General features: G+C 70.1%; 25 protein-coding genes, 2 tRNA genes and 1 pseudogene. 9 read left to right on the forward strand and 19 right to left on the reverse strand.

Translation table 11 applies throughout. From position 1 onward, the window contains the following. Positions 1-258: 258 nt before the first annotated feature. From QE392_RS12270 to QE392_RS12290, 5 genes are all read right to left on the reverse strand, one after another. Positions 259-921: an ATP-dependent Clp protease proteolytic subunit gene (locus tag QE392_RS12270; protein ID WP_307452086.1), complete on the reverse strand. Its 663-nt coding sequence runs from the start codon at positions 919-921 to the stop codon at positions 259-261. A gap of 22 nt (positions 922-943) precedes the next feature. Next, entirely contained in the window at positions 944-1,528 is a 585-nt protein-coding gene (locus QE392_RS12275; protein ID WP_058231493.1) for an ATP-dependent Clp protease proteolytic subunit, read from the reverse strand. A 78-nt stretch (positions 1,529-1,606) separates the two neighbouring features. Further along, the gene (locus QE392_RS12280) at positions 1,607-2,095 is read right to left on the reverse strand and encodes a tetratricopeptide repeat protein (protein ID WP_307452089.1); all 489 of its coding nucleotides are present in this window, start codon (positions 2,093-2,095) and stop codon (positions 1,607-1,609) included. A gap of 677 nt (positions 2,096-2,772) precedes the next feature. Next, entirely contained in the window at positions 2,773-4,230 is a 1,458-nt protein-coding gene (tig, locus tag QE392_RS12285; RefSeq protein WP_307452092.1) for a trigger factor, read from the reverse strand. Between the two features lie 73 nt (positions 4,231-4,303). Continuing rightward, a tRNA-Pro gene (locus QE392_RS12290) sits at positions 4,304-4,377 on the reverse strand. A gap of 171 nt (positions 4,378-4,548) precedes the next feature. Here QE392_RS12290 and QE392_RS12295 point away from each other — a divergent pair. Then, positions 4,549-4,622, forward strand: a tRNA-Gly gene (locus QE392_RS12295). Positions 4,623-4,636: 14 nt separating this feature from the next. Here the strand turns inward: QE392_RS12295 and QE392_RS12300 are convergent. Beyond that, a complete protein-coding gene (locus QE392_RS12300) occupies positions 4,637-4,990 on the reverse strand; it encodes an A1S_2505 family phage non-structural protein (RefSeq protein WP_307452094.1) in 354 nt (117 codons plus the stop codon). Between the two features lie 40 nt (positions 4,991-5,030). Continuing rightward, positions 5,031-5,573, reverse strand: a complete 543-nt coding sequence (locus QE392_RS12305; RefSeq protein ID WP_307452097.1) for a gamma carbonic anhydrase family protein — start codon at positions 5,571-5,573, stop codon at positions 5,031-5,033. A 158-nt stretch (positions 5,574-5,731) separates the two neighbouring features. Between QE392_RS12305 and QE392_RS12310 the strand changes: the two genes are divergently transcribed. Beyond that, positions 5,732-6,217, forward strand: a complete 486-nt coding sequence (locus QE392_RS12310) for a Dps family protein (RefSeq protein WP_307452102.1) — start codon at positions 5,732-5,734, stop codon at positions 6,215-6,217. Between the two features lie 137 nt (positions 6,218-6,354). Here the strand turns inward: QE392_RS12310 and QE392_RS12315 are convergent, their stop codons facing one another. From QE392_RS12315 to QE392_RS12335, 5 genes are all read right to left on the reverse strand, one after another. Then, positions 6,355-7,848 (reverse strand): amidohydrolase, encoded by a 1,494-nt coding sequence (locus QE392_RS12315; RefSeq protein ID WP_373426469.1) that lies wholly within the window; start codon positions 7,846-7,848, stop codon positions 6,355-6,357. Next, positions 7,845-8,468 carry an FMN-binding negative transcriptional regulator gene (locus tag QE392_RS12320; RefSeq protein ID WP_307452107.1) on the reverse strand — a complete coding sequence of 208 codons (624 nt, stop codon included), beginning with the start codon at positions 8,466-8,468 and terminating at the stop codon, positions 7,845-7,847. The genes QE392_RS12315 and QE392_RS12320 overlap by 4 nt, the downstream gene beginning before the upstream one ends. 168 nt (positions 8,469-8,636) lie before the next feature. Further along, entirely contained in the window at positions 8,637-9,626 is a 990-nt protein-coding gene (locus QE392_RS12325; protein WP_307452110.1) for an Fpg/Nei family DNA glycosylase, read from the reverse strand. After that, a complete protein-coding gene (locus QE392_RS12330; RefSeq protein ID WP_307452113.1) occupies positions 9,626-10,168 on the reverse strand; it encodes a ribose-5-phosphate isomerase in 543 nt (180 codons plus the stop codon). The genes QE392_RS12325 and QE392_RS12330 overlap by 1 nt, the downstream gene beginning before the upstream one ends. Before the next feature lie 87 nt (positions 10,169-10,255). Beyond that, the gene (locus QE392_RS12335; RefSeq protein ID WP_307452115.1) at positions 10,256-11,443 is read right to left on the reverse strand and encodes a ferrochelatase; all 1,188 of its coding nucleotides are present in this window, start codon (positions 11,441-11,443) and stop codon (positions 10,256-10,258) included. A gap of 151 nt (positions 11,444-11,594) precedes the next feature. Here QE392_RS12335 and pepN point away from each other — a divergent pair, with 151 nt between their 5' ends. The 5 genes and pseudogenes from pepN (at position 11,595) to QE392_RS12360 (ending at position 17,718) form a co-directional block, all read left to right on the forward strand. Continuing rightward, entirely contained in the window at positions 11,595-14,144 is a 2,550-nt protein-coding gene (pepN, locus tag QE392_RS12340; protein WP_307454134.1) for an aminopeptidase N, read from the forward strand. A gap of 130 nt (positions 14,145-14,274) precedes the next feature. Next, positions 14,275-15,190 (forward strand): annotated as a pseudogene (locus QE392_RS12345) (ATP-binding cassette domain-containing protein). Continuing rightward, positions 15,187-15,972, forward strand: a complete 786-nt coding sequence (locus QE392_RS12350) for an ABC transporter permease subunit (RefSeq protein ID WP_307454535.1) — start codon at positions 15,187-15,189, stop codon at positions 15,970-15,972. The pseudogene QE392_RS12345 and the gene QE392_RS12350 overlap by 4 nt, the downstream one beginning before the upstream one ends. Positions 15,973-16,051: 79 nt before the next feature. Beyond that, positions 16,052-17,272, forward strand: a complete 1,221-nt coding sequence (locus tag QE392_RS12355) for a mechanosensitive ion channel family protein (protein ID WP_373426471.1) — start codon at positions 16,052-16,054, stop codon at positions 17,270-17,272. Next, positions 17,269-17,718 (forward strand): globin, encoded by a 450-nt coding sequence (locus QE392_RS12360; RefSeq protein ID WP_307452118.1) that lies wholly within the window; start codon positions 17,269-17,271, stop codon positions 17,716-17,718. The genes QE392_RS12355 and QE392_RS12360 overlap by 4 nt, the downstream gene beginning before the upstream one ends. 256 nt (positions 17,719-17,974) lie before the next feature. Here QE392_RS12360 and QE392_RS12365 read toward each other — a convergent pair whose 3' ends face one another. Together QE392_RS12365 and QE392_RS12370 are read right to left on the reverse strand one after the other, a co-directional pair. Beyond that, on the reverse strand, positions 17,975-18,805 hold the full coding sequence (locus tag QE392_RS12365; protein WP_307452121.1) for a cation-transporting ATPase: 831 nt from the start codon (positions 18,803-18,805) through the stop codon (positions 17,975-17,977). A gap of 172 nt (positions 18,806-18,977) precedes the next feature. Next, on the reverse strand, positions 18,978-19,646 hold the full coding sequence (locus QE392_RS12370; RefSeq protein ID WP_307452124.1) for a hypothetical protein: 669 nt from the start codon (positions 19,644-19,646) through the stop codon (positions 18,978-18,980). 52 nt (positions 19,647-19,698) lie between these two features. Between QE392_RS12370 and QE392_RS12375 the strand changes: the two genes are divergently transcribed. Next, a complete protein-coding gene (locus QE392_RS12375) occupies positions 19,699-20,568 on the forward strand; it encodes an acyl-CoA thioesterase (RefSeq protein WP_307452126.1) in 870 nt (289 codons plus the stop codon). A 227-nt stretch (positions 20,569-20,795) separates the two neighbouring features. Here QE392_RS12375 and QE392_RS12380 read toward each other — a convergent pair whose 3' ends face one another. From QE392_RS12380 to QE392_RS12395, 4 genes are all read right to left on the reverse strand, one after another. Then, positions 20,796-21,335 carry an acyl-CoA thioesterase gene (locus tag QE392_RS12380; RefSeq protein ID WP_307452130.1) on the reverse strand — a complete coding sequence of 180 codons (540 nt, stop codon included), beginning with the start codon at positions 21,333-21,335 and terminating at the stop codon, positions 20,796-20,798. After that, entirely contained in the window at positions 21,328-23,007 is a 1,680-nt protein-coding gene (ettA, locus tag QE392_RS12385; RefSeq protein ID WP_077051590.1) for an energy-dependent translational throttle protein EttA, read from the reverse strand. The genes QE392_RS12380 and ettA overlap by 8 nt, the downstream gene beginning before the upstream one ends. A gap of 56 nt (positions 23,008-23,063) precedes the next feature. Further along, complete coding sequence (locus QE392_RS12390; protein ID WP_307452133.1) at positions 23,064-23,558, reverse strand: DUF6993 domain-containing protein; 495 nt, start codon at positions 23,556-23,558, stop codon at positions 23,064-23,066. 321 nt (positions 23,559-23,879) lie between these two features. After that, positions 23,880-24,407: a single-stranded DNA-binding protein gene (locus tag QE392_RS12395; protein WP_307452135.1), complete on the reverse strand. Its 528-nt coding sequence runs from the start codon at positions 24,405-24,407 to the stop codon at positions 23,880-23,882. Between the two features lie 203 nt (positions 24,408-24,610). Between QE392_RS12395 and QE392_RS12400 the strand changes: the two genes are divergently transcribed. Continuing rightward, the gene (locus QE392_RS12400; protein WP_307452137.1) at positions 24,611-24,868 is read left to right on the forward strand and encodes a hypothetical protein; all 258 of its coding nucleotides are present in this window, start codon (positions 24,611-24,613) and stop codon (positions 24,866-24,868) included. A 34-nt stretch (positions 24,869-24,902) separates the two neighbouring features. On the opposite strand, the gene yczR is transcribed toward QE392_RS12400, so the two are convergent. Then, positions 24,903-26,321: a MocR-like transcription factor YczR gene (gene yczR / locus QE392_RS12405; protein WP_307452140.1), complete on the reverse strand. Its 1,419-nt coding sequence runs from the start codon at positions 26,319-26,321 to the stop codon at positions 24,903-24,905. Positions 26,322-26,353 lie beyond the last annotated feature (32 nt).

A 26,353-nucleotide genomic window follows, 5' to 3' on the forward strand; every position in this document is an offset into this window, starting at 1 on the left:
CCCCGCCGGTGTGTAGACGAGCCTAACCCGAGCCCGTACATTGCGAGGGCATTTGCGCGCCTCGCCGCGTCATGATCGCCCACGGCGAAGCCCGGCATCCCCTCTCCTGCCTCTTCCCTTGCGTGAGTCGCCGACATCTGTCGATCTGCGCGGGTCATCGGCGACAGTTTTCGGCGACTCAGACACGAGCACGGCCGGAGAACGACGAAGCCCCGCAGACCGAAACGGGTCTGCGGGGCTGGTGGTGGCGCGAGCGCGTCAGGCGGTGAGGGCCGCCGGAATGCGCTTGCGGGTCGTGAGCACCTGGTCGACGATGCCGTACTCCAGTGCCTCCTGGGCCGAGAGGATCTTGTCGCGGTCGATGTCCTTGTTGATCTTCGCGACGTCCTGGCCGGTGTGGCGCGCCATGGTCTCTTCGAGCCACGTGCGCATGCGGAGGATCTCCTGCGCCTGGATCTCGATGTCGGACGCCTGACCGTGACCGGCCTCGCCCATGGCGGGCTGGTGGATCAGGATGCGGGCGTTCGGCAGGGCGAGACGCTTGCCGGGCGCGCCGGCGGCCAGGAGCACGGATGCCGCGGACGCCGCCTGACCGAGCACGACGGTCTGGATCTGCGGCGAGACGTACTGCATCGTGTCGTAGATCGCCGTCATGGCCGTGAACGAGCCACCGGGCGAGTTGATGTACATGATGATGTCGCGGTCGGGGTCCTGCGACTCGAGGACGAGCAGCTGGGCCATGACGTCGTCGGCCGAGGCGTCGTCGACCTGGACACCCAGGAAGATGACGCGGTCTTCGAACAGCTTGTTGTACGGGTCCTGGCGCTTGTAGCCGTAGGCCGTGCGCTCTTCGAACTGGGGCAGAACGTAGCGGCTGCTCGGCATGTGGGCTGCGGCGCCGCCGAAGGTGGGGATGTTCATGTCGGTGTCCTTTCCTCTCGACTTACGCCGCGGTTCCGCCGCCGCCGGTGACGTCGGTGGCGTGCTCGCGCATGTGATCGACGAAGCCGTACTCGAGGGCTTCCTGGGCGGTGAACCAGCGGTCGCGGTCACCGTCGGCGTTGATCTGCTCGACGCTCTTGCCGGTCTGGTTGGCCGTGATCTCGGCCAGACGACGCTTCATGTCGAGGATGAGCTGCGCCTGCGTCTGGATGTCGCTCGACGTTCCGCCGAAGCCGCCGTGCGGCTGGTGCAGCAGCACGCGCGCGTTGGGCGTGATGTAGCGCTTGCCCTTGGTGCCGCTGGTCAGCAGCAGCTGGCCCATCGACGCGGCCATGCCGATACCGACGGTGACGATGTCGTTCGGCACGAACTGCATGGTGTCGTAGATCGCCATGCCGGCCGTGATCGAGCCGCCGGGCGAGTTGATGTAGAGGTAGATGTCCTTCTGCGGGTCCTCTGCAGCCAGCAGGAGGATCTTGGCGCAGATCTCGTTGGCGTTCTCGTCACGCACCTCCGAACCGAGCCAGATGATGCGGTCCTTCAGCAGCCTGTCGAAGACGCTCGTTGCCATAAGGGGTTCGGGCATTGGTGCTCCTCTTCCGGTGATCTGCAACGAATCTACCGGCGGGCCACGGGGCGGGATGCCGTGTTCGCCGCGGGCGGATCAGCGCGCCTCGTCGGCGATTTCTCGCGCGTATCCCGTCACCGACCGGGTATAGCGGGGAAGGTGCGGGGCGAGGGTTTGCAGGGCGATGGATGCCGCCCGCCCGGGCTCCCCGTTCGACACCAGCGCGAGGGCGTAGAAGGCCGCCGCCGCGTCGTGCAGCGGGCCGCGGGGCTCGCGCTCGTACTCCGCGCGCAGCAGCGCGAGGGCCTCGTCGGTCTTGCCGAGGTTGCGGATCGTGCTCGCGAGCTGAATGGTCGCCTGAGTGCGTCGATCGTCGTCGAGGCCGCGCGCGAGCGCGCGTCGGTAGATCGGCTCCGCCTCCTCTTCGAGCCCCGCGGAGTCCCGGGCACCCGCACGCTCGAACAGCGCGACCGCGTCATCCGCCGGCCGCTCTTCGGCCAGCGCGTCGATCCGCGCGATGACCTCGGCCGGGTCGAGGCCGTCGTCGGCCCACACGGCATCCACTCTTTCCTGCCAGTCGCTCATCGAAGTATCCCTCTCCCCCTCATCGTCTTTCCATCGCCGACTTGTCGACGTTCAACCCGCCCCGCGCCCCAACACGTCGCTGACTTGCGCCTTATGCACGCGCGAAGCCCCGCCGCACGGACATTCGGCGCAAGTCACCGGCCCCCTTTCGCCGGCACACCCGCGCACCCCGCTGACTTGCGGCATGTGTACACCAAAAGCGCCTCCGCGCGTGCATAAGGCGCAAGTCACCATGTCGGCGCCACCCACGCCTCCGCGCCACCGCCACGCGGGCAGCACCGACTCCCGTGCACCTCGGTGACTTGCGCCTTATGCACGCGCGAAGCCCCGCCGCACGGACATTCGGCGCAAGTCACCGGACCGGAGGCGCCGGCACCCCCGCACCCCGCTGACTTGCGCCTTATGCACGCGCGAGGCCCCGCCAGACGTACATTCGGCGCAAGTCACCGTGTCGGCGCCACCCACGCCTCCGCGCCACCGCCACGCGGGCGGCAGCGACACCCGTGCACCCCGCTGACTTGCGCCATATGCGCGCGTGAAGCCCCGCCGCACGGACATTCGGCGCAAGTCACCGTCTCGGAGGCGCCGACACCGCCAGCTGAGCGACGACCGCCGACAGCAGAACCAGGGACGACGAAGGGGGCGGATGCCGTAGCATCCGCCCCCTTCTTCACGACTTACTCGCTGTCGGCGGCCTTCTTCTTGGCCGGCGCGCGCTTCTTGGCGGGGGCCTTCTTGGGGGCCTCCTCGGCGGGCGCCTCTTTAGCCTCGATGACGGCGTCGGCGTCAGCCGCGGCATCCGCGATCTCCTGCGCCTCTTCGACGACCTCGTCCTCGGCGTCGGTGGGCTCCTCGCCCTCGACGGCGACGAAGCCGGTCAGGTCGACGGGCTTACCGTTGGTGTCGACGACGGTGACCTTGCCGAGCGCGATGGCGAGGGCCTTGTTGCGGGCGACCTCACCGACGAGCTGAGGCAGCTGGTTGCCCTGCTGCAGCGCGTTCACGAAGTCCTGCGGCGCCATGTTGTACTGCGCGGCCGACTGGATGAGGTACTGGGTCAGCTCGTCCTGCGACACCTGCACGTTGGCGTCTTCGGCGATCTTGTCGAGCACCATCTGCGTGCGGAACTGCTTCTCGCTCGCCTCGGTCACCTCGGCGCGGTGCTCGTCGTCTTCGAGGCGGTTCTCGCCCTCGAGGTGGTTGTGCACCTCGTCCTCGATGAGCTGCGGCGGGACGGGGATCTCGACGGCCTCGAGCAGCGCCTCGATGAACTTGTCACGCGCGGCGGCGCCCTGCGTGAACACCGACTGCTGCGAGACGCGCTCGCTCAGCGATTCGCGCAGCTCGGCGATGGTGTCGAACTCGGATGCCATCTGGGCGAAGTCGTCGTCGGCGTCGGGCAGCTCGCGCTCCTTGACCGCCTTGATGGTGACCGACACCTCTGCCTCTTCGCCGGCGTGGTCGCCGCCGACGAGCTTGGAGCGGAAGGTGGTGTCCTCGTCGGCGGTGAGCGACTCGATCGCTTCGTCGATGCCCTCGAGCAGTTCGCCCGAACCAATCTCGTACGACACGCCCTCGGCGCGGTCGATCTCGTTGCCGTCGATGGTGGCGACGAGGTCGAGCTCGACGAAGTCACCGGTCTTGGCGGGGCGGTCGACGGTCACCAGGGTGCCGAAGCGCGCGCGCAGGCGGTCGAGCTCGGCGTCGATGCCGGCTTCGTCGGCCTCGACGGCATCCACGGTCACGGTGATGGTGTCGTACGCGGGGAGGTCGAACTCGGGACGCACGTCGACCTCGACGTCGACGACCAGGTCGCCGGAGAAGTCCTTCAGCTCGGGCAGCTCGACGATCTCGGCGCTCGGACGGCCGATGACGCGGAGCTCCTGGGCCTCGACGGCCTCGCGGTAGAACCCGTCGAGACCCTCGTTGACGGCGTGCTCGATGACAGCGCCGCGACCCATGCGCTGGTCGATGATGGGAGCCGGCACCTTGCCCTTGCGGAAGCCGGGGATCTGGACGTCCTTTGCGATGTGCTCGTAGGCGTGGGCGATGCTCGGCTTGAGCTCGTCGGGCGAGACCGTGATGTGGAGCTTCACCCGGGTCGGGCTGAGCTTCTCGACGGTGCTGTTGACCATGCGGTTCGTTCTCCTCGTGTGGCCCGCGCGCACGCGGGGGCCGGCTAGGCCTGTGGTCTGTGGGGCCGTGACGTCGGGGCGACAGGATTTGAACCTGCGGCCTCCCGCTCCCAAAGCGGGCGCTCTACCAAGCTGAGCTACGCCCCGGGGCGGCGCGCGGCACGCGCCGACGAAACGACCTGTGGAAGTCTAGTCGATCGGCCTGGCCGCGCAGGTCTTGACGTCAGCCCCCGAGCGCCCCGGCGTTCGCAGCACCTCGATCGGTGCCGTAGAGTGGAGGCATTCGAGTTCGTCATCCGCCTCAGGATGCCGAAATTCGGGGCTGTAGCTTAGTGGTAAAGCCTCTGTCTTCCAAACAGATGATGCGAGTTCGATTCTCGTCAGCCCCTCCATCCGCTCCTGCGACTCAGACCGCCGCCCGGAACGCCTCCGGCAGCACGACGTTGTCGCCGGCATCCACGAAGAAGCCCGCCACCTGTTCCGGGCGATACCCGGCGATGCCGCACCCCACCTCGGTGACGAGGAAGCGCAACTCGGGGTGCTCCGCGGCGAAGGCGACGAACCGCCGCGCCTGCTCCTCGAACACGGCGAGCCCCGACATCGTGTCGATGCCGTACGACTGCCCCTGCAGACCCTCGCTCTGGCCCCACACGGCGCCGAAGCGGTCGTACGCGAAGCGGGCTGCACCGCCTCCGTGCGCGCCGGAGGCGTTCGATCCGAAGACGAAGATCTCGCCCGGCTGCAGCGACGTGATGTGCATGGCGTGAGCCTACGGACGCCGTCGCACCCCGCAAGGGGGTTCACTCGTCGGCGACCACCGCCTCACGGTGCCGCGCGCTGTGGGCCAGGTAGGTCTGGGCGTTCCGGAGGATCTTCTCCCGCTCCTCGTCGGTGAGTGCCCGCCGCACCTTGGCGGGGACGCCGGCGACCAGCGAGCCCGCCGGGACCACTGTTCCCTCGAGCACGACCGCTCCCCCGGCCACGAGGCATCCTGGTCCGATCTCGGCGCCCGAGAGCACGACGCTGCCCATGCCGATCAGCGACCCGTCGCCGATGGTGCACCCGTGCACGACGGCGTTGTGACCCACCGACACGTCGGCCCCGATGCGCACCGGTCGTCCGGCGTCGACGTGCACCGAGACGTTGTCTTGGAGGTTGCTGCGCGGGCCCACGTGAATGGGCGCGCTGTCGCCGCGGAGCACCGCGTTGTACCAGACGCTCGCACCCTCACCGAGGTGCACCTCGCCCACGATCCGGGCACCGGATGCCACGAACGCGTTCGCGGCGACGACAGGCGCCGCATCGGGGAGGGCGAGCAGGGCGGCATCCGGGGCGATCGTCATGCGCCGACCCTACCCGGGTGCGCCGACATCGCCCCCGACGAAGGTGAGGATTGCCTATTCACCAGGTATTTAGCCGAGCCTCATCTTGCTTGCGGAATGCTCCCACGTGAGTAGCGTTGCATCCATCGAGACTTCGAACGTCGCCTAAGGAGCAAAAAATGAGCACCGTTCAGACCCCCGCCGCCACCACCGTCGACCCGACCATGGCCGCCGGCACCGCCCAGTTCCTCTCCCCCGTCGTCATCGGCCTCGAGGCGCTCGTCGTCAACGGCAAGCAGGCCCACTGGCACGTGCGCGGCTCGAACTTCATCGGCGTGCACGAGCTGCTCGACACGGTCGTCGCTCACGCGCAGGACTGGGCCGACCTGGCCGCCGAGCGCATCGTCGCCCTGGGGCTGCCGATCGACTCGCGTCTGTCGACCGTCGCCGCCAAGGCCAAGGCCACCGAGGTGCCCGCCGGCTTCGCACAGTCCGACGTCGTCATCCGTGCCGTGATCGCCGACATCGACGCCGTTCTGATCGACATCGAGGCCGCCATCGAGGGCCTCGACGAGATCGACATGTCGAGCCAGGACGTCGCCATCGAGATCAAGCGCGGCCTCGACAAGGACCGCTGGTTCCTCTTCGCGCACCTCGCCGCGTAAGCGTTCTCTTCCCGACGGGGGCGGTGCTTCGGCGCCGCCCCCGTCGTCGTCTGTCCGCGCATATTCGCGTGAGGGGTCAAGGATCGTCGCCGAGCGGACTCCTGGGCGACACTTCTTGACCCCTCACGCGTGAGAGCTCAGGCGCTGTGCGTCACACGACCGGCGAGGAGAGTCGTGCGCACGGGCATGGCGCGGAGGGATCGTTCGTCGGCGGTCAGAGGGTCAGCGTCGACGATGACGAGGTCGGCGAGGGCCCCGGGGGCAATCTCGGCGGGAGCGGTCGACCCGCCGACGGTGGATGCCGCGATGGCGGTGCCGATGTCGACCCGCTGATGCGGCTGCCAGGCGTCGCGGCCGTCGCGCGTGCGGAACACCGCCGAGGCCATCGCGGCCCAGGGGTCCAGCGGCGCGACCGGGGCGTCGGACCCGAAGCGCACGTTCGCGCCGCTGTCGACCAGGGCCCGCAGCGGGTAGGGCTGTGCGGACTGCGCGGCCCAGATGGCATCCGTCATGTCGCGGTCGTCGAGCGCATGCTCGGGCTGCACGCTCGCCGCGACGCCGAGGCGGGCGAAGCGTGGGATGTCGGCGTGCGCGACGAGCTGCGCGTGCTCGATGGTGCCCACGGCGCCGGTGAGGGCGTACGCGTCGAGCGCGTGCGCGTTCGCGACGTCGCCGATGGCGTGGATGGCGCACTCCAGTCCGGCCGCGGTGGCGCGCGTCATCATGTCGACGAGGTCGTCGGGAGCGACCGTCAGCAGACCGCGGTTGTGCGGATCGCCGGGATAGGGGTGTGCGCACGCGGCGGTGCGGGTTCCGAGCGACCCGTCGGTGATGGCCTTGAGCGGCCCGACGCGGACGAGGTCGTTCGTCGCTCCGCGCACGACGTCGCCGGTGCGGAGCCCCTCGGCGATCGCCCGCTCCAGATGTTGCGGGTAGGTGCCGTACGACACGCGCAGGGTGTCGAACCCTCGCGCGGCGCGGCGTTGCCACGGCTCGTCGTTCCAGGTCATGTCGAGGTCGACGACGCCGACGATCCCCCGGGCGGCAGCGGCGCGTGCCATGCGGTCCACGGCGCGGTCGGCGACGTCGGGCTCCACGGCGTTCAGCCGCCGTGAGATCTCGAACGCGTCCTCTTCGCGCAGAACCCCGGATGCCGTGGGCTCGAAGCCCTCGCGACGGAAGGCGGCGCTGTTCATCCAGACGCTGTGCACGTCGGCGTTGATCAGGTACGTCGGAACACCGCCGCTGGCGGCATCCAGCAGCTCCAGGGTCGGCTCATCGGGCCAGAGCCCGTCGCGGAAGCCGGAGCCGATGCGGCATCCGTCGCTCGCCGCCGTCGCGCCCATGACAGCGGCAGCCTCACGCGCGGAGGCGATGTCACCCAGCGGCACGCGATCCGCGACGAGCGCCCATTGCAGCACGTGCACGTGGTGGTCCCACAGCCCGGGCAGGAGCCAGCCGCCGTCGCCGTCGATCACGAGACCGGTCGGGCGGAGGTTGCCCGTCGGGGCGATGTCGGCGATGCGGCCCTCGGAGATCACGATGTCGACCGGCTCGTCGGTCGGCAGGAACTGCCGGCCGGGCCCGGCGACGCGCACCGCACGGATGAACCGCGCCGTCTCCCCGATCACGGCCGTACCCGCGCGTCCGCCGCCCGCCGCATCTCCGCTGCGAGCTCGGGGTTGGTCATCGAAAGACCGGCGATCACCGTCTCGACGACCTCGGCGGTCTTGTTCTGACTGAGCTTACGCTTGGCGGTGACGTGCGTCGGCGTCAGACGGAAGCCGACGGTTCCGCGCTCCAGCCGCTCGACGAACGCCGCGTCGTTCGGCAGCGTGTACAGCCCGCGGGCGTCGTCGCCGTCACCCTCGAACCGGGCGACCAGGCGTTCCAGAACGCGCAGGTTCTCGTCGGGCGTGAGCAGTTCCGGGATGCCGGACAGGTGCGCCGAGACGAAGTTCCACGTCGGCACCGCGGGAACGTCGCCGTACCAGCGGGGCGTGACGTAGCCGTGCGGCCCCTGCACGACCACCAGCAGTTCGCGTTCGCCGAGCCCGAGGATCGCGTCGTCGGGCTTGCCGACATGACCGACGATGGTGAGGTCGTCTCGCTCGTCGTCGAGCATGATCGCGTAGTGCGATGCCACGAGGCCGCTGTCGGTCTGGCTGACGAGGGTGACCCAGGGGTGATGTTCGATCAGCCGGCGGATCTCGCCGACATCGGTCATCGCGAAGCTCGGATTCTGACGCACCGGATCAGCCTAGATCGCCGGTGCCGGTGGGTTCGACGGGCTCAGCCGCCCCCGCGCGAGATCTCTAAGCCTGCCGAAGGGACCAAGGCCCGGCGTGTCGGTGGCTTCGACGGGCTCAGCCACCCCCGCGCAAGGTCCCTGAGCCTGTCGAAGGGACCGGGCCCCTACTCACGCCTGGCAGTTGGGACACCAGTAGAGCTTGCGCCCCGCCGCCTCTTCCATCAGTACCGTCGTGCCGCACACCCGGCACGGCAGTCCCGCGCGGTGGTAGACCCAGTGCCGGTCGTCGCGATGGGCCATGGCGCGGCGGTACGCCTCGGGGTCGAGGTCGTCCATCGTCATCATCTGTCCGGTCTCGACGCCGATCGGCAGCAGCCGCGCCCAGTCGCGCCAGATGCCGCGCACCACTTCTTCGGGCACGTCACGGCCCGGCGTGTGCGGGTTCTGACGCGCACGGAACAGCAGCTCGGCGCGGTAGACGTTGCCGATGCCGCTGACCACCGCCTGATCCATCAGCAGCAGCCCGATCGCCGTGGGCTTCTTCTTCACCGTCGCGGTGAAGCGCTCTTCGCCGTCGGTGACGTCGTCGACCAAGGGGTCGGGCCCGAGCTTTGCGATCGTGGCCACGACCTCGTCGGGCGTCTGCAGCACGCACGCCGTCGGGCCGCGCAGATCGGCACACGTCGACTCGGTGAGCAGGCGCAGGCGCACCGCCCCGACGACCGGCGGCGGCCACTCGGTCTGCTCCTCGAGCCCGGTGGTCTGCTCCGACATGCGCACACGCGCACGCCGCGGGGCGCCGATCGAGCTGAGGGAGTTCTCGCCGGCGGCATCCAGGATGGGGTCGTCGACGACGGTGCCCCGCTGATTCGTCTGCCCCATGCGTCCGTTCGACGACGCGATCGTCGCATCGACCGACACCTCGCCCGAGAAGTCCCATGCGCCGTACATGCCCAGGTGCACCCGCAGCCAGACGTCGCCGTCGAAGCGCAGGAACATCTGCTTCGCCACGGCGCGCACCTCGAGCGCCTCGCGACCGTCGATCACCGCAGCGCCTTCGACGAAACGGCCCTGGGGACTGGATGCCGCAACGGCGCGGCCGACGATGTTGCGGTCGAACTGCCGGGCGATGCGGTGAACGGAATGCCCTTCGGGCATCAGCCTGCCTCGGGGTCGAAGGAGTCGCTCGCGTCGGTCGTGGGACTCTCGGCGCGGCCGGCGCGCGGATCGGGCAGCAGCACCCCGTCCTGCTCGTAGGCGGCGAGCTGACCGATGCGGCGGGCGTGACGCTCGTCACCGGAGAACGGGGTGCTGATGAAGCGGTCGATGAACGAGGCGGCATCCTCGAACGAGTGCTGACGGGCACCGATCGAGATGACGTTGGCGTCGTTGTGCTCGCGGGCGAGCTCGGCGGTCGAGAGGTTCCACACCAGGGCGGCGCGCACGCCCAGCACCTTGTTGGCGGCGATCTGTTCGCCGTTGCCGGACCCGCCGAACACGACGCCGAGGGCTTCGATGCCTTCGGCCTGGTCACGGACGACCGCCTGTGCCGCGCGGATGCAGAAGGCCGGGTAGTCGTCGAGCGGGTCGTACTCGATCGGGCCGTGGTCGATCACCTCGTGCCCCTGTGCGGCGAGGTGGTGCTGGATCTGGGTGGAGAACTCGAGACCGGCGTGATCGGTGCCGATGTGAATGCGCATGAGGGAATCCTATTGAGCAAGCCCGACATCACGGGCGCCGATGACGATGCCGCCCGCCCCGCGAGGAGCGGACGGCATCGCAGAAGGTCAGGGGCGAAGACCCGCCGCCACCGGCTTGAAGCCGGCGCGGATGTTCTCGCAGCATCCCGGGCGGCACACGTCGTACCAGGGGCCGAGGTCGGTCAGGTGCGGACGCTCCGACGCGGGGGTGCCCTTCAGCCGCTCCTCGACCAGGTCGATCAGACCCGAGACGTACGCCGGATCGATGCCGGGCGTCGGGGTGCGCACGGCCTTGATACCGGCTTCTTCTGCGGCCTCCATCGCTTCGGTGTCGAGATCCCAGAGCACCTCCATGTGATCGCTGACGAAGCCGAGCGGCACGATGACGACCGCCTCGGCACCGCGGCCGGGGAGCTCGGCGATGACGTCGTTGACGTCGGGCTCGAGCCACGGCTGCGTGGGCGGGCCCGAGCGCGACTGGTAGACGAGCTCCCATTCGACGTCGGCGACGGCGGCGGCCACCTCGGCCATGACGAACGCGGCGACGGCCTTGTGCTGGGCGGCGTAGGCGCCGCCGTCGCCGAAGTCGACGTCGCGGGGGCCGGAGCGTTCGGCGTCGGCGGTGGGGATGGAGTGGGTGGAGAACAGCACGCGGATCTTCTCGGGCGCGATGCCCTCCGCGACGAAGGCGGACACGGCATCCGTCACGCCCGAGACGAACGTCGACACGAAACCGGGGTGGTCGAAGAACTGCCGCACCTTGTCGATGGTCACCGTCTCGCCGAGCCCGGTCGCCTCGAGCACGCGCGCGTAGTCCTCGCGGTACTGGCGGCAGCTCGAGAACGAGCTGTAGGCGCTCGTCGCGATCGCGAGCAGCGTGGTGTCACCGGCCTCGGCCGCCTCGGTGACGGCCTCTTCGAGGTAGGGCTCCCAGTTGCGGTTGCCCCAGTACACCGGAAGACCCAGGCCGCGCTTGGCGATCTCCGCCTCCAGCGCCGCCTTGAGCTCGCGGTTGTGCTGATTGATGGGGCTCACACCGCCGAAGTGACGGTAGTGGTGGGCGACCTCTTCGAGCCGCTCGTCGGGGATGCCGCGGCCACGGGTGACGTTGCGCAGGAACGGGATGACGTCATCCTGCCCCTCGGGACCGCCGAAGCCGGCGAGGAGGATGCCGTCGTACGCCACCGGCGTCTCGACCCACTTCGGGCCGGACTTCGCCGCGGGCGACGCGTAGAGGACGGTGTCGGTGGTGGAATCCGTGTCGGTCGTGCTCACGCACTCATCCTCCCACCTGCCCGATAGGCCTGGACGCGCGGTATCTCGTCACTAGGCTTATGTGGTTGTCATCGTCGCCGTCGAGTCCGTCGCCATCCGCGCCACCCGCATCGTCCGCGTCGATCCGCCCCTCATCCCCGGGAGAACGCCAGTGCCAGGAGAGAACCTCACCCGCATCGAAGCGCAGGAGCGGCGCGCCGTCGTCGATACGCACGCCTACGACGTGCAGCTCGACCTCACCCGCGGCGACGAGGTGTTCGCCTCGCGCACGGTCGTCACGTTCGCCGCCACCGAGGGCGCGTCGACGTTCATCGACCTCGTCGCCCGCGAGGTGCACAGCGTCACGCTGAACGGCCGCTCGCTCGAGCCCGCCGACGTCTTCGCCGACTCGCGCATCGCGCTCGAGGGCCTGGCATCCGAGAACGAGCTCATCGTCGAGGCCGACTGCGAGTACACGAACACCGGCGAGGGCCTGCACCGCTTCGTCGACCCCGTCGACGGCGAGGTGTACCTCTACTCGCAGTTCGAGGTGCCCGACTCGCGGCGCGTGTTCACGGTCTTCGAGCAGCCCGACCTGAAGGCCGAGTTCACGTTCTCGGTCACCGCACCCGCGCGTTGGAAGGTCATCTCCAACTCCCCCACCCCCGAGCCCGTCGCGGTCTCCGACGACACCGCCCGCTGGGACTTCCCCGCGACGCCGCGCATCTCGTCGTACATCACCGCGCTCATCGCGGGTCCGTACGAGTCGACGTTCTCGGAACTCACGAGCGCCGACGGCCGCGTCATCCCCCTCGGCGTGTTCGCCCGCAAGAGCCTGTGGCAGTACCTGGATGCCGACTACGTCTTCGACAAGACGCGTCAGGGCTTCGCGTACTACGAGGAGAAGTTCCGCTTCCCCTACCCCTTCGCCAAGTACGACCAGCTCTTCGTCCCCGAGTTCAACGCGGGCGCGATGGAGAACGCCGGCGCGGTGACCTTCACGGAGACCTACGTGTTCCGGAGCAAGGTGACGGATGCCGTGAAGGAGCGCCGCGTCGTCACGATCCTGCACGAGCTGGCGCACATGTGGTTCGGCGACCTCGTCACCATGAAGTGGTGGAACGACCTGTGGCTGAACGAGTCGTTCGCCGAGTGGGCCTCCACCATCGCCACCGCCGAGGCCACCGAGTGGGAGGCCGCCTGGACGACCTTCAACGCGATGGAGAAGACCTGGGCGTACCGTCAGGACCAGCTGCCCTCGACCCATCCCGTCGTCGCCGAGATCAACGACCTCGAAGACGTGCAGGTCAACTTCGACGGCATCACCTATGCCAAGGGCGGCTCCGTGCTCAAGCAGCTGGCCGCTTGGGTGGGCATCGAGCAGTTCTTCGCCGGCGTCGCCGCGTACTTCCAGAAGCATCAGTGGTCCAACACCGAGGTGGGCGACCTGCTCACCGAGCTCGAGACGACGAGCGGTCGCGACCTCGGCGACTGGGCGAAGAAGTGGCTCGAGACGGCGGGCGTGAACACCCTGACGCCGTTGATCGAAGAGGGCGCCGACGGCACGATCTCGCGCTTCGCCATCGTGCAGACGGCGCCGAGCGACTACCCCACCATCCGCCCGCACCGCCTCGGCATCGGGTTCTACTCCGTGAACGACGCCGGAGCGCTCGAGCGTGTGCACAGCATCGAGCTCGACGTCGACGGCGACCGCACCGAGGTACCGGAGCTGCGTGGCATCCGTCGCCCCGACCTCGTGCTCCTCAACGACGACGACCTCGCCTATGCGAAGATCCGCCTCGACGAGCGCTCGCTGGCCACGGCCATCGCGCATCTGAAGGACATCTCCGACCCGCTGGCCCGCTCGCTCGTCTGGGGTGCCGCGTGGGACCAGACTCGGGATGCCGAGGCCTCGGCGACCGATTACCTCGATCTCGTACTGAAGAACATCGGATCCGAGACCGAGTCGACGACGGTGCGCACCACCCTCGCGCAGCTGCAGCTCGCGGCCAACTCGTACGTCGCCCCGGCGACGCGCGACGCCGCCCGGGCACGTGTCGCAGACGGGCTGTGGGACCTGGCGCAGGCGGCGGAGGCCGGAAGCGACAGCCAGCTGCAGTTCGTCACGGCGTTCGCCTCGGCGGCATCCACCCCGGCGCACGCCGAGACCGTGAAGGCCGTGCGCGACGGATCGATCGCCCTCGACGGGTTGACCATCGACACCGACCTGTCGTGGCAGCTGCTCATCTCGCTCGCTGCGGCGGGAGTGGCGACAACGGCCGACATCGAGGCCGCACGCGCTGCCGACAACACCGCGAAGGGCGGCGAATTTGCCGCCACGGCCCTCGCGGCGCTGCCCTCGCACGACGCCAAGCAGAAGGCGTGGAGCTCGCTGATCGACTCGGACGACGCGCCGAACACGATCGTGCGCGCCACGGCCGCCGGCTTCACGCACCCCGCCACGGTCGACGTGCTCGCCGACTTCGTCGAGCCGTACTTCGCCATGCTGCTGCCGATCTGGGAATCGCGCAGCTACCAGATCGCGAACTACCTCATCGTGGGTCTGTACCCCGCGGCCCTCGCGAACACCTCGCTGCGCGACGCCACGCGCGCGTGGCTCGCGGCGCACACCGACGCGCCGCCGGCGCTGCGTCGCCTCGTCGGTGAGAACCTCGCCGGCGTCGAGCGGGCCCTCTCGGTACAGGAGCGCGACGCGCAGTAGTCCGTCGCTCACCTGATCGCCCTCTCCCTCGGGAGGGGGCGATCAGTCGTTTCCGGATCATCCCTTCGGCTCGACCGGTCATCCTCCGGGGGGACGACGCGACCCGAGGCCGCTTCCTAGCGTGGGATGCATGATCGTTGCAGACAATCTCACCAAGCGGTACGGCGCCAAGACCGCGGTCGACGGCGTCTCGTTCACCGTCGCCCCCGGACGGGTGACCGGGTTCCTCGGTCCGAACGGCGCGGGCAAGTCCACGACGATGCGCATGATCGTCGGTCTCGACCGGCCCACGGCCGGGCGCGTCACCGTCGGCGGCCACGACTACCGGCACCTGCGCTCGCCCCTCACCGAGGTGGGTGTGCTGCTCGACGCCAAGGCCGTGCACACCGGGCGTTCGGCGCGGAACCATCTGCGCGCGATGGCGGCCACCCACGGGATCGGTCGTGCCCGGGTCGACGAGGTCATCGAGGTGACCGGCATCGGCTCGGTCGCGGGCAAGCGCGCCGGCGGCTTCTCGCTCGGCATGGGCCAGCGCCTCGGGATCGCCGCCGCTCTCTTGGGCGACCCCCACACGCTCATCCTCGACGAGCCGGTCAACGGCCTCGACCCCGAGGGCGTGCGCTGGGTGCGCCAGTTCGTGCGTCATCTCGCCGCGGAGGGGCGGACGGTCCTGCTGTCGAGCCACCTCATGAGCGAGATGTCGCAGACCGCCGACCACGTGATCGTGCTCGGCCGCGGCCGGGTGCTGGCCGACGCATCGCTGTCGGACCTCGTCGGATCGTGGACGTCGACGACGCTGGTCGTGCGTTCACCCCGCCTGTCGGATCTCGTGGCGGCCCTGCAGATCCCGGATGCCACCGTCTCGGCGCTCGAACCCACCCGGAGCGGCGCAGATCACGGGGGTCACGGCCCAGACCATCGGCGACCTCGCCGCCCGGCACGGCATCCCTCTCTACGAGCTCACGCCGCGAAGCGGCTCGCTCGAAGACGCCTACCTCGCCCTGACCGACGACTCGGTCGAGTACAAGACCAAGGAGATCGCATGACCTCTCTCGCTCCTGCTCCCGCCCGCACCACCGCCTACCGGCTGAGCTTCGTCCACCTCCTCCGCAGTGAAGCGATCAAGGTGCTCACGCTGCGGTCCACGTGGTGGTCGCTCGGTCTCACCGCCGTCCTCTCCCTCGGCGTGTCCCTTCTCATCGCCGCCGCCTCCACCGGTTTCGACGGCTTCCCCGCGGCGAACGTCGTGCTCATGCCGACGCAGTTCACGATGCTGGTGGCGGGGATCCTCGGCGCCATCGTCATCACCGGCGAGTATTCGACCGGGATGATCCGGTCGACCCTCGCGGCCCAGCCGCGTCGCGGTGCGGTGCTGCTGGCGAAGGCCGTCGTCGTCTCGCTCGTCATGGCGGCCACCACCGTGGTGATCTACGCCGCGGCGATCCTGATGACCGCTCCCCTGCTGCCGGCAGGCATCGACTGGTCCGATCCGGCGCAGTCCGCGGTGCCGCTGCTGTACGGCGTGCTGTCGATGGTGGTGTTCACCCTCATCGGGCTGGGACTGGGATTCATCATCCGGGCGGGGGCCGGCGCGATCGCCACCACGGTGGGCGTGCTGTTCGTCCTCCCGATCGTCGTGTCGCTGTTCACGTTCGGCGGCCCCGACTGGCAGTGGCTCGTCGACCTGGGGGCCTACCTGCCGTCGAGCGCGGCCTCGAACCTGACGACTCCGGGTGCGGAAATCGGCGACAGCCTTCTTACTCTCCTCGCGTGGGGCGCGGCGCCGCTGCTCCTCGGGTGGGTTGCGCTGCGGTCACGAGACGCCTGACCTTCTCCACAGCCCCGTCACCGAACGGATGCCTCGACGCTCAGCCGGCGCCGAGGCATCCGTCGTTACGCTGGAAGGGATGTCAGTTCTCGCCGAAGCCACCCCCACCCCGACACCGACCCCCGCGCCCACCGATATCACGAGCCTGGACACCTGGGCCTGGTTCGGGGGCAAGCTGCTCGACTTCGGCGGCACGATGCTGCAGGTCCTCGGGATCATCATCGGTGTCGCCGTCGCCGCGTGGATCCTGCGCGTCGTCATCCGCCGCGTCGTCGACCGCATCGTGAACGGCGCCAAGGTCAAGGCCCGCGTCGACGACACGCAGGCTCTCGATCGGTCGCCTCTCAGCGCCGTCCGTCTCGTGCAACGCACACGCACGCTCGGCACGATCCTGCAGAACATCGTCAACGTCGTCCTGGTGATCGTCTCGCTCGTGTGGATCGCGGGTATCGTCGCGCCCGACGCGCTGGCATCGCTCACCCTCCTCACCGCTGCCGTCGGCGCCGGTCTCGGCTTCGGCGCGCAGAACATCGTCAAAGACGTCCTGAACGGCATCTTCATCGTCGCCGAAGACCAGATCGGCATCGGCGACGTCGTCGACCTCGGTCTTGCCACCGGCATCGTGGAGTTCGTCAGCGTCCGCATCACCCACGTACGCGACGTCAACGGCACGCTCTGGTACGTGCGCAACGGCGAGATCACCCGCATCGGCAACATGTCGCAGGGCTGGTCGCGCGTCATCATCGACCTCGCCGTCCCGGTGGACGCCGACCTCGACGAGGTCGAGAAGGCCATGCTGGCCGCCGCGAAGAACATGGCCAAAGAGAACAAGTGGCGCTCGCGCATCATCGAACAGCCCGAGATCTGGGGCCTGGAATCGATCGGCGGCGACGCGCTCGTCATCCGCCTCGTCATGAAGACGCGCTCGAGCGCGAAGGACGACGTCGCGCGTGAGCTGCGTGCCCGTCTCAAGCGCGCGATCGACGAGCTGGGGATCTCTCTGCCGCACCTCAACTCCATCGTGCTGACCGGGGCCGAGGGCGCACAGAGCGTCCGCGGTGCGCATCCGCCGAAGACGAAGGAGACTCCGGTCGCTGCGGATGCCGCCCGCCCGGTGTGGAAGCCCCGCCGGCGCAGCAAGCCTCTCGCCTCCGCCACGCCCGCAGACGAGGGCGAGTCCGAACCGCGGAAGAAGACCGTCCGCGACGCGGCGCCCACCACGACGGTCGATCTCCCCGCGGGCGGCACGCCCAAGCCCACGCCTCCGGCCGTCCGCGCCGACGAGGAAGGCACGACATGACCGAGCCCGTGAGTTTCTACGACCAGGTCGGGGGGATGGACACGTTCCGCCGACTCGTCGACGCGTTCTACCGCGGCGTCGCCTCCGACGAGGTGCTCAAGCCCATGTACCCCGAGGAGGACCTCGGACCCGCCGCCGAACGTCTCACCCTCTTTCTGGCGCAGTACTGGGGCGGGCCCACGACCTACGGCGAGACGCGCGGCCACCCGCGTCTGCGTATGCGTCATCTGCCGTTCCACGTCGACCCCGACGCCCGTGACCGCTGGCTGCGGCACATGCGGGCGGCGGTCGACGAGATCGCCCTTCCGCCCGCGTTCGAGGCAACGCTGTGGGACTACCTCGAGCGCGCCGCGTACGCCATGGTCAACACGTTCGAACCCCGCGGGATCGGTCCGCAGCAGAACGGCCGTCCCGACACCGGGCTCCCGGTGCGCGCGGCCGAGTGAGCGCCGACCGGCGCCGCGGGTGACCGTCGTCCCGACACCGGGCTCCCGGTGCGCGCGGCCGAGTGAGCGCCGACCGGCGCCGCGGGTGACCGTCGTCCCGACACCGGGCTCCCGGTGCGCGCGGCCGAGGGAGCGCCGACCGGCGCCGCGGGTGACCGTCTGACACGACCTGCCCGCCGCGCAGCCCTCGCGGGCGTCGGGGAATACGCGGAGCGCCGTGGACGAGACAGGGCCCACGGCTCCGGTCGGCGAAGAATCAGCGACCGAGGAAGTCGCCGAAGCCCGGGATGTCGAGGTTCGACAGGCTCTCCCCGAACCCGCTGATGTGGTCTCCTGCGCCGGTGACGGCATCCTGCGCGCCACTTGCCCAATCGCCGGCGGCGCCCTCCGCGAGGCTGGCGAGGTCGACTCCGGATGCCAGGCCCTCCAGGTCCACGCCGTCGGCGAGCCCCGCGAAGTCGACGCCCAGCTCGCCGGCCTGCGCCAGCAGGGGCGCGGCGACGGCGCTCACGACGGCTCCGCCCGCGACGGCAGCGAGGAGGCCGCCCGCCCCGACGACGCCCGCGCCGATGAGGCCGCCGCGCCCGGCGCGCGCCAGGAGCGTCGACATGCGCCCCGGGCGCGCGGCTTCCGCACGCGCCGCCGTCCGCGCGAGATCGTCGGCGCTGTCGGAGCGGGGGCGCTCGTGCGGTGCGAGGTCGGCATCCATCCGCTCCCGCACGTGGGCGCGCTGTGCGGGAGTCAGGCGCGCGAAGGCCTCGCGGTGCATCTGCTCCACGCGGTCGGGATCGGCGGTGCGCAGCAGGTAGTCGTATCGCGCGATCGCGGCGCGATCATCGGCGGAGAGGGTCGACGTGCCGGGGGTCGCGGGCGGCGCGTAGCGGCCGCGTGACGGGGTCGCCGCAGCGGCGGGCGGTGTCGGCGACGAGGGAGAACGACGATCGCCGGTCACGGCGTCGGCGGCGGAACGCACCATGTCACGCCAGTCCGAGCCCCCGCGACCGGCAGCGGGACGCGACGGAGACGAGGACGACGCCTTGTCGACGGCCTTGGAAGCGAGAACGAACAGACGGGAGAACGAGACCACGGGGATACCTCTCGACGGGCAGCACGCAGCTGCGGCGTCAAGGTCTCCTCCGCCCGGAACGGACCGATGCACCCGGAGACCAGCCGTGGCCTCGTGATGACGGATGCATCGCGACGGGAGTACTCCCCTTGCTGGTCTTCAGCGTATGGCGTCCACCTATGCGCTTGCTGGATCAGCCGCCGGTGGCCCGCACCGCCGTCAGACCTGAGCGCACCGGCCCCCGCACGAGCACGTGACCACGGCTGAGGGTCACACGCGTCCACGCGCCGCTCGTCCTGACCGTGGCCGACTCCCCGCCGGCGATGAACCCCAGCGCGAAGGCTGCGAAGGCGGTGCCGAGCGGCAGCCCGCCCAGCGCCTCGTCCGGCTGTCCCCACACCTGCGCGCGGACGACGCGCACGACGTCCTCCCCCGCGTTCGCCGGCAGGGCGTCGGCGACGGCGGCGACGCCGTACTGGGCTCGGGATGCCAGCACGGCCGCGTCGATGGCATCCGTCTGCGTCCAGCCGCTCCGCGGTGGAGAGATGCCCGCCCAGGCGGGCGAGGAGGCCGTCTCGGGGAGCACGACCGCCTGCGCGTCGTCGGGGGCGGGAAGCAAGGCGGCGGCATCCACGACGAGATCGCATTCGAGCTCGGGATCGATGGCCGACACCCGTAGTCCCAGCACCGTGGGCGTGGTGTCGAAGAGGCCGCGGGGCGCGAGCGGCGCCGCGGTCGAGACGAGCACCCCCGCGTCGGCCCGCAGCCGTACCGTCCCGTCGCCCAGTCGGATCGCGCGGGACGCGAAGGTGAGCAGGTCGGCTGCCGCCTGCGGATCGGGGAACAACAGACGCGCGGACACCCGCCCTAAACTACCAAGCGGTGCGGACCTGCCGTACCGGAACGGAGACGACGTGGCCGACGCCCCCGACCCCGTGGCGTCGTTGCTCGCGGTTCTGGACCTGCGCGATGCCGGAGCCCGGACCACCGAGGACATCTTCACCGGCGTCTCGCAGCCCATGCCGTTCGGGCGCGTGTACGGCGGTCAGGTGCTCGCACAGACCATCGTCGCCGCATCGCGCACCCTGCCGCCGGAGCGCACCGTCCACTCGATGCATGGATACTTCCTGCGCCCCGGCGACCCTGCGACCGGCATCACGTTCTCGGTCGACCGGATCCACGACGGTCGCTCGTTCTCGACGCGCCGCACGCAGGCGTTCCAGGCGGGTGTACCGATCTTCTCGATGATCGCGTCCTTCCAGGACGAGGATCCCGGTCTCGAGCACGCGGAGCCCATGCCGGACGGCATCCCGCAACCGGAGGAGCTCCCGCCGTTCGACCCGACGGGCCTGCATCCCCTCAGCCGCCGGATGTTCTCGGAGCAGCCCGTCGACGTCCTCCACGTCCCGTCACCGCTCTACCGCTCCGTCGAGGGCCCCCACGTGCCACGTCAGGCCGTCTGGATGCGCGCGCGTCGCGCCCTGCCCGACGACCCCGCGGTGCACCGCGCCGCGCTGGCGTACCTCAGCGACCTCACGATCCAGGAGTCCATTCTGCGCGCGCACGGTGTGGCCTGGAGCACCGCGGGGCTCAAGGTCGCGAGCCTGGACCACGCGATGTGGTGGCACCGCCCCGCCCGCGTGGACGAGTGGCTGCTGTACGTGCAGGAGTCGCCGAACGCGCGCGGCGGCCGCGGCCTGTCGACCGGTCGGATGTACACGCGCGACGGCGCCCTCGTGGCCAGCGTGGCGCAGGAGGTCATGGTGCGCGTGCCGCGGGACTGAGCCGCACGCCCGTGCCGCGATGAGTTCTGGCGAGCCGGAGCGCCGGCAACAGGTGACGAGGCCTCGGAGATCACTCGTCGGCCCCATCTCGCGGACGGTTCCGGACCGCAGCCTGCGGGGCGGAGCGAGCGCCCCTGCTGCGCAACACGTCGAGGGACGTCTCAGGACCCCGGGGCGGATGCCGCGACGCGCGGCGGACGCGAACGGCCGGCGGGTGCGCCGTGCGATCAGGCCCGGGTGGTCCGGCGGCGATAGTCGATCGGGTCGCCCGTGACGGGCGCCCATGCATCGCGTTCCGCCGCGCTCCAGCGGATCGGACGTCCGCTGGCGGTGTCGACGAGGACCACCACCACCGTTGCGCGGGCGTAGAGCACCGGGTCCGCGTCGCCGGCGGGGCTGAACACCTCGAAGCAGATGTCGGCGCTCGATCCGCCCATCGCTCCGATCCACAGGCGCACGTCGAGCGGACGCTGGCTGTAGGGCACCGGGCGGAGGTACTCGATCTCCTGCCGGGCGATCAACGTCGCCCGCGCCCCGCCGCTCTCGAGCACGCTCATGTCGAAAACGGCGGTCGGCAGTGCTTCCCCGCCGTCGTCGCTTCGCCAGAAAGCCCGGAGGCGCGCCTCTTCGAGGAGCTTCAGCATCGAGGTGTTGTTGACGTGACCGAGGGCGTCGAGGTCGCCCCACCGGAGCTGGATCGGCACGTGCACCCGCTCGGGCCCGGCCGAAGCCGGACCCGAGTCGGGCGTCGCGGGCGTCTCAGTCACGCGTGAGCTTGCGGTACGTGGAGCGCGAGGGGTTCGCGGCATCCGCCCCGAGGCGCTCGATCTTGTTGGCCTCGTACGCTTCGAAGTTGCCCTCGAACCAGTGCCACTGGTCGGGGTGCTCCTCGGTGCCCTCGTAGGCGAGGATGTGCGTGGCGATGCGGTCGAGGAACCACCGGTCGTGCGTGATGACGACGGCGCAGCCCGGGAACTCCAGCAGAGCGTTCTCGAGCGAGCTCAGGGTCTCGACATCGAGGTCGTTGGTCGGCTCGTCGAGGAGCAGGAGGTTGCCGCCCTCTTTCAGCGTCAGCGCGAGGTTCAGACGGTTGCGCTCGCCACCGGAGAGCACGCCCGCCTTCTTCTGCTGGTCGGGACCCTTGAAGCCGAACTTCGAGACGTAGGCACGCGAGGGGATCTCGGTCTTGCCGACCGTGATGATGTCGAGACCGTCGGAGACGACCTCCCACAGCGTCTTCTCGGGGTCGATGTTCGCGCGCGACTGGTCGACGTAGCTGATCTTGACCGTCTCGCCCATCTTGAGGGTGCCCCCGTCGAGGGGCTCGAGGCCCACGATGGTCTTGAACAGCGTGGTCTTTCCGACGCCGTTGGGGCCGATGACGCCGACGATGCCGTTCGGGGGGAGGTTGAAGCTGAGGTTGCTGATGAGCGACCGGTCGCCGAAGCGCTTCTCGAGCTTCTTGGCGTCGATGACGATGCTTCCCAGGCGCGGACCCGCGGGGATCTGGATCTCATCGAAGTCCAACTTGCGCGTGCGCTCGGCCTCGGCGGCCATCTCCTCGTAACGGGCGAGGCGGGCCTTCGACTTGACCTGGCGACCCTTCGCGTTGGAGCGGACCCACTCCAGCTCTTCCTTCAAGCGCTTGGCGAGCTTGGCATCCTTCTTGCCCTGCACGTCGAGGCGCTGCGCCTTCTTGTCGAGATAGGTGGAGTAGTTGCCCTCGTAGGGGTACAGGTGACCGCGGTCGACCTCGGCGATCCACTCCGCGACGTTGTCGAGGAAGTACCGGTCGTGCGTGATGGCGATGACCGCGCCCTTGTACGCCTTGAGGTGCTGCTCGAGCCACAGGACGCTCTCGGCGTCGAGGTGGTTGGTGGGCTCGTCGAGGAGGAGCAGATCGGGCTTCTGCAGCAGAAGCTTCGCGAGGGCGACGCGGCGGCGCTCACCACCCGAGAGGGGGACGACAGACGCGTCGGCGGGCGGGGTGCGGAGGGCATCCATCGCCTGCTCGAGCTGGGAGTCGAGGTCCCAACCGTCGGCGGCGTCGATCTCTTCCTGCAGCGTGCCCATCTCGGCCAGCAGTGCATCGAAGTCGGCGTCGGGGTCGGCCATGAGGGCCGAGATCTCGTTGAAGCGGTCGAGCTTGGGCTTGATGGCCACACCGTCCTGGATGTTCTCCAGAACGGTCTTGCTCTCGTCGAGTTCGGGCTCCTGCATCAGGATGCCGACGGTGAAGCCCGGGCTCAGTCGCGCCTCTCCGTTGGACGGGGTGTCGAGCCCGGCCATGATCTTGAGGATCGTCGACTTACCGGCGCCGTTCGGGCCGACCATTCCGATCTTCGCGCCGGGGAGGAACGACATCGTGACGTCGTCGAGGATGAGCTTGTCGCCCACAGCCTTGCGGGCACGGACCATGGAGTAGATATATTCGGCCATAACCCGTCCAGTCTAGGGGCGGGCCTCGACGGGGGTCGACGAGCGTCGACCTCCGTTCACCAGTCGATGGCGCGCGTCTGCCCGATCAGGCATCCGCCGGACGCGAGTCCGGGGAGCACCGTGGTGACGGGGTTGCCGATGGAGGGCCCCACCTGACCGACCAGGCAGTCGTCGCCGAGGCGGACCGAGAATTCGATGCTCTCCGCGGCATTGCCGATCGTCGACTGATCGGGGGTGACCTGCATGGCGCTCTTGTCGAAGCCGGCAGCCGTCAGGGCGTCGACGTAGGCGCGTCCGGCGACCTGATCCGGTCCTCCCCACACGGACGTCACCACCTGGGTGAAGAACGCGAGGTTCTGCTGCGCGGTGCCGCCGGGGACGAACGCCACCGGTGCCGCCGTCGCCGCCGTTGTCGAGGGGGCCGCCGTGGTCGCCGTCGTTCCGGAGGCGCCGCTGGGGGCGGGGGCGGGCTGCTCGACGGTACAGCCGACGAGAGCCAATACGGCCACGAGGGTCAGGGCGGCGAGGGGACGACCGAGGGAGCGAGACACGGATGCGAGTCTACGTAACCGCGCGTTCGCGCCCGCCGGGCGGCGCGTCGGAGGCCCGGCCGTCCTCGCGACGCCCCCCGGCCGTCCTCGCGAAGCCCGCGGCCGTCTTGTCCGCTCGGCCCCGCCCCGACGCCGACGGTGCGTCGGCCGTCTCCTCGCTCCGACCCGCCGTGATTCCGGCGCCGGCCATCCCGTCCGCTCCACCCCGCCGGGACGCCGCCACCCCGCCGGCCGTCCACTCGGGGTTCCGTCGACGGCGCTTCCGCACGCCCGAGCGCTGCCGCGACCGGCAGGCGTGCCCCCTTCCGCCACCTCTGCGGGTCAGAACGGTGTGGCGTCGTCCGTCGGGCCCGACTCCCCGCTCGCGCCGGCCCCGACGGCGGCCGGGACGCCGATCGGCTCTCCGGACGTTCCGGGCACCGACCATTCCGCTTCGCTCGAGCCCCCTCCGGGCAGCGCGGCAGAGGGCGCCGGATCGGCGGACGCGGACGGTTTGGGGGTGCGCTCGAAGCGGGTGGTACCCCAGCGCAGGTCGTGTCCGATGGCGTCGGCGACGACGTCGGCACTCACGCCGCGCTTGGTCTCGGTCTCCCATTCGCGCAGGCGCAGGCGCCCACTGAGCACGACGCGCTCGCCCTTGCGGAGGGAGCGGAGGGCATTGGCGCCCAACTCGCCGAACACCGAGACCGAGTAGTAGTTGGTATGCGCATCGACCCACTCGCCGCGCTCCCGGTCGAGCCTTCGTTCGCCGACGGCGAGCCGGAATGCCGCGACGGACCCGCCGCCGCGGGTCGCCCGCTGCTCGAGGTCACCGACGATGTTGCCGACGAGGGTGATGTGATCGCTCATGATGTTGTCCTCTCGATGTGATGTACGCTCCGGCATCCGTGTGCCCGACGGATGCCGGAGACTCGCTCAGAATGGCCGGAGAACCGCCCGCGCCGAGGACGAGACGACCCCGATCGTGGAGAGGTGACACGGATTCGCGGCTGTGCAGGAGCCCTGTCCGCCGTGACCAGGGCGATGTCGGAGGTCCGTCGTACGTTCGGGGCATGAGCACCGCACTGTGGAACGACCTCGCTCCGGCCCCGCGTCCGGCCGGGTGGGGGGCGGCGACGCACGTCGCCGCGGGCCTGTGGCGCATCGCCGATCCCCGGGGCATCGTGGTCGGTCACATCCGCGCGATCGCCGCGGACGGTGGCTGGCGGTACGCCGCCGAACGATTCCACACCGCGTCCGGGAGCTTCCGCCGGCTCGGCGAATTCTGGTCGTCCACTGACGCGCTCGAGTGCCTGCGGTACGCGCGGTGAGCGTCCTGCCGCAGCGCGTCGGGGCGACGCGCCGTTACACGACCGTCGCGAATTCCTCGCGGACGGGGCTGGTGCGCCCACCTCGCACGTCGGCCCACGCCGCATGCAGCACCTCCACGGCCCGTTCGAGCGTGGCCGGGGGTGCCGTGAACGGCACGCGCAGACGCCGGTCGTGTCCGCCTTCGACGGCGAAGCGCGAGCCCGCGGACAGCGCCAACCCGCGTGCGCGCGCGTTCATGACCAGAGGTGTGCTGAGCGGTTCGCCCAGGCCCACCCACAGCGACACCCCGCCGTTGACGTCCGGCACCTCCCACTCCGGCAGCGTCCGGCGCAGCGCCGCCGACAAGGCGTCGCGGCCCGCGCGCAGAAGGTCGCCCCGCTGCCGGGCGATCTCGTCGAGTCGGGGGACGAGTCGCAAGGCGATGGCCTGCTCGATCTCGGGTGTACCGAGGTCGTTCACGGGGCGACCACTCGCCAGACGCCGCACGAGGTCGGGGGCTGCACGGACCCACCCCACGCGCAGCCCGCCCCAGACCGTCTTTCCGAGCGAGGCCACGCGGAGGATGCGCTCGTCGTCGGGGAACGGCGCGGGGCCGGCCTCGCGGTCGATGTCCAACTGCGCGGTCGTCTCATCGAGAACGAGGAGGGTGCCGGCCGACTGCGCCGCCGTGACGAAGGCCGAAACCTCGCCCGGGGTCATCGTGCGGCCCGTCGGATTGTGGAAGTCGGGCATCAGATAGGCGAGCGTCGGCAGCGCCCGAGCGAAGCTCTGGGCCGCGCGCTCGAGGTCCCACCCGCTGACGGAATCGACGGGCACGCCGATCAGCCGGGCGCCGGCGCGGCGGAACGCGTCGGCGGCGTGGGGGTAGGTGGGTGTCTCGAGCATCACCCGGTCGGCGCGCCCGAGCAGCACCGAAGCGATCAGGTGGATGGCGCTCTGCGCGCCGGTCGTGACCAGGATCTGCTCGGGCGAGGTGGGGAGACCGCGTGCGTCGTAATGCTCCGCGATGGCGGCCCGCAAGGCGGAGTCACCCACGACGTCGTATCCGATCCGGGCGACGAGCGCCGGAGCATCCTGTGCGACCTCGGCGATGATCCCGGGCAGACCCGGCCACGCGGCCGGGCTTGCCTGCTGCAGGTCGATGGCGGCCCCATCCCGGTCCTGCACGGCCGGGCTGCTCCTGCGCAGCGGGAGCGTCACACTGCCGCTTCCCCGCAGGCTCTCGATATGGCCGCTTTCACGCAGACTCCGGTAGGCCGCGGCCACGGTGGTGCGGCTGAGCCCGAGCGTCGCCGCGAGCTCGCGCTCCGCGGGAAGGGCCGTCGAGGGGGCGAGGCGGTTGTCGAGGCACAACAGCCTGACGCCGTCCGCGAGAGCCTCATAGGCGGGACCGCTCCCCCGCCACCCTCCGAGTGCGGACGTCAGGGCGCGAGCGGAGATGCGAGAGTCCATGAGGCCACGATACTCCGATTGGCATCCTGCGT

The sequence above is a fragment of the Microbacterium proteolyticum genome, assembly GCF_030818075.1.
Taxonomy (GTDB): Bacteria; Actinomycetota; Actinomycetes; order Actinomycetales; family Microbacteriaceae; genus Microbacterium; species Microbacterium proteolyticum_A.

Coding starts and splice junctions, on each gene's coding strand:
- QE392_RS12300 (WP_307452094.1), bottom strand. CDS start 4,990: ATGCACATCACGTCGCTGCAGCCGGGCGAGATCTTCGTCTTCGGATCG.
- QE392_RS12270 (WP_307452086.1), bottom strand. CDS start 921: ATGAACATCCCCACCTTCGGCGGCGCCGCAGCCCACATGCCGAGCAGC.
- ettA (WP_077051590.1), bottom strand. CDS start 23,007: ATGGCCGAATATATCTACTCCATGGTCCGTGCCCGCAAGGCTGTGGGC.
- QE392_RS12325 (WP_307452110.1), bottom strand. CDS start 9,626: ATGCCCGAAGGGCATTCCGTTCACCGCATCGCCCGGCAGTTCGACCGC.
- QE392_RS12355 (WP_373426471.1), top strand. CDS start 16,052: ATGTCAGTTCTCGCCGAAGCCACCCCCACCCCGACACCGACCCCCGCG.
- QE392_RS12305 (WP_307452097.1), bottom strand. CDS start 5,573: ATGACGATCGCCCCGGATGCCGCCCTGCTCGCCCTCCCCGATGCGGCG.
- QE392_RS12395 (WP_307452135.1), bottom strand. CDS start 24,407: ATGAGCGATCACATCACCCTCGTCGGCAACATCGTCGGTGACCTCGAG.
- QE392_RS12350 (WP_307454535.1), top strand. CDS start 15,187: ATGACCTCTCTCGCTCCTGCTCCCGCCCGCACCACCGCCTACCGGCTG.
- QE392_RS12280 (WP_307452089.1), bottom strand. CDS start 2,095: ATGAGCGACTGGCAGGAAAGAGTGGATGCCGTGTGGGCCGACGACGGC.
- QE392_RS12400 (WP_307452137.1), top strand. CDS start 24,611: ATGAGCACCGCACTGTGGAACGACCTCGCTCCGGCCCCGCGTCCGGCC.
- QE392_RS12310 (WP_307452102.1), top strand. CDS start 5,732: ATGAGCACCGTTCAGACCCCCGCCGCCACCACCGTCGACCCGACCATG.
- QE392_RS12275 (WP_058231493.1), bottom strand. CDS start 1,528: ATGCCCGAACCCCTTATGGCAACGAGCGTCTTCGACAGGCTGCTGAAG.
- QE392_RS12330 (WP_307452113.1), bottom strand. CDS start 10,168: ATGCGCATTCACATCGGCACCGATCACGCCGGTCTCGAGTTCTCCACC.
- yczR (WP_307452140.1), bottom strand. CDS start 26,321: ATGGACTCTCGCATCTCCGCTCGCGCCCTGACGTCCGCACTCGGAGGG.
- QE392_RS12360 (WP_307452118.1), top strand. CDS start 17,269: ATGACCGAGCCCGTGAGTTTCTACGACCAGGTCGGGGGGATGGACACG.
- tig (WP_307452092.1), bottom strand. CDS start 4,230: ATGGTCAACAGCACCGTCGAGAAGCTCAGCCCGACCCGGGTGAAGCTC.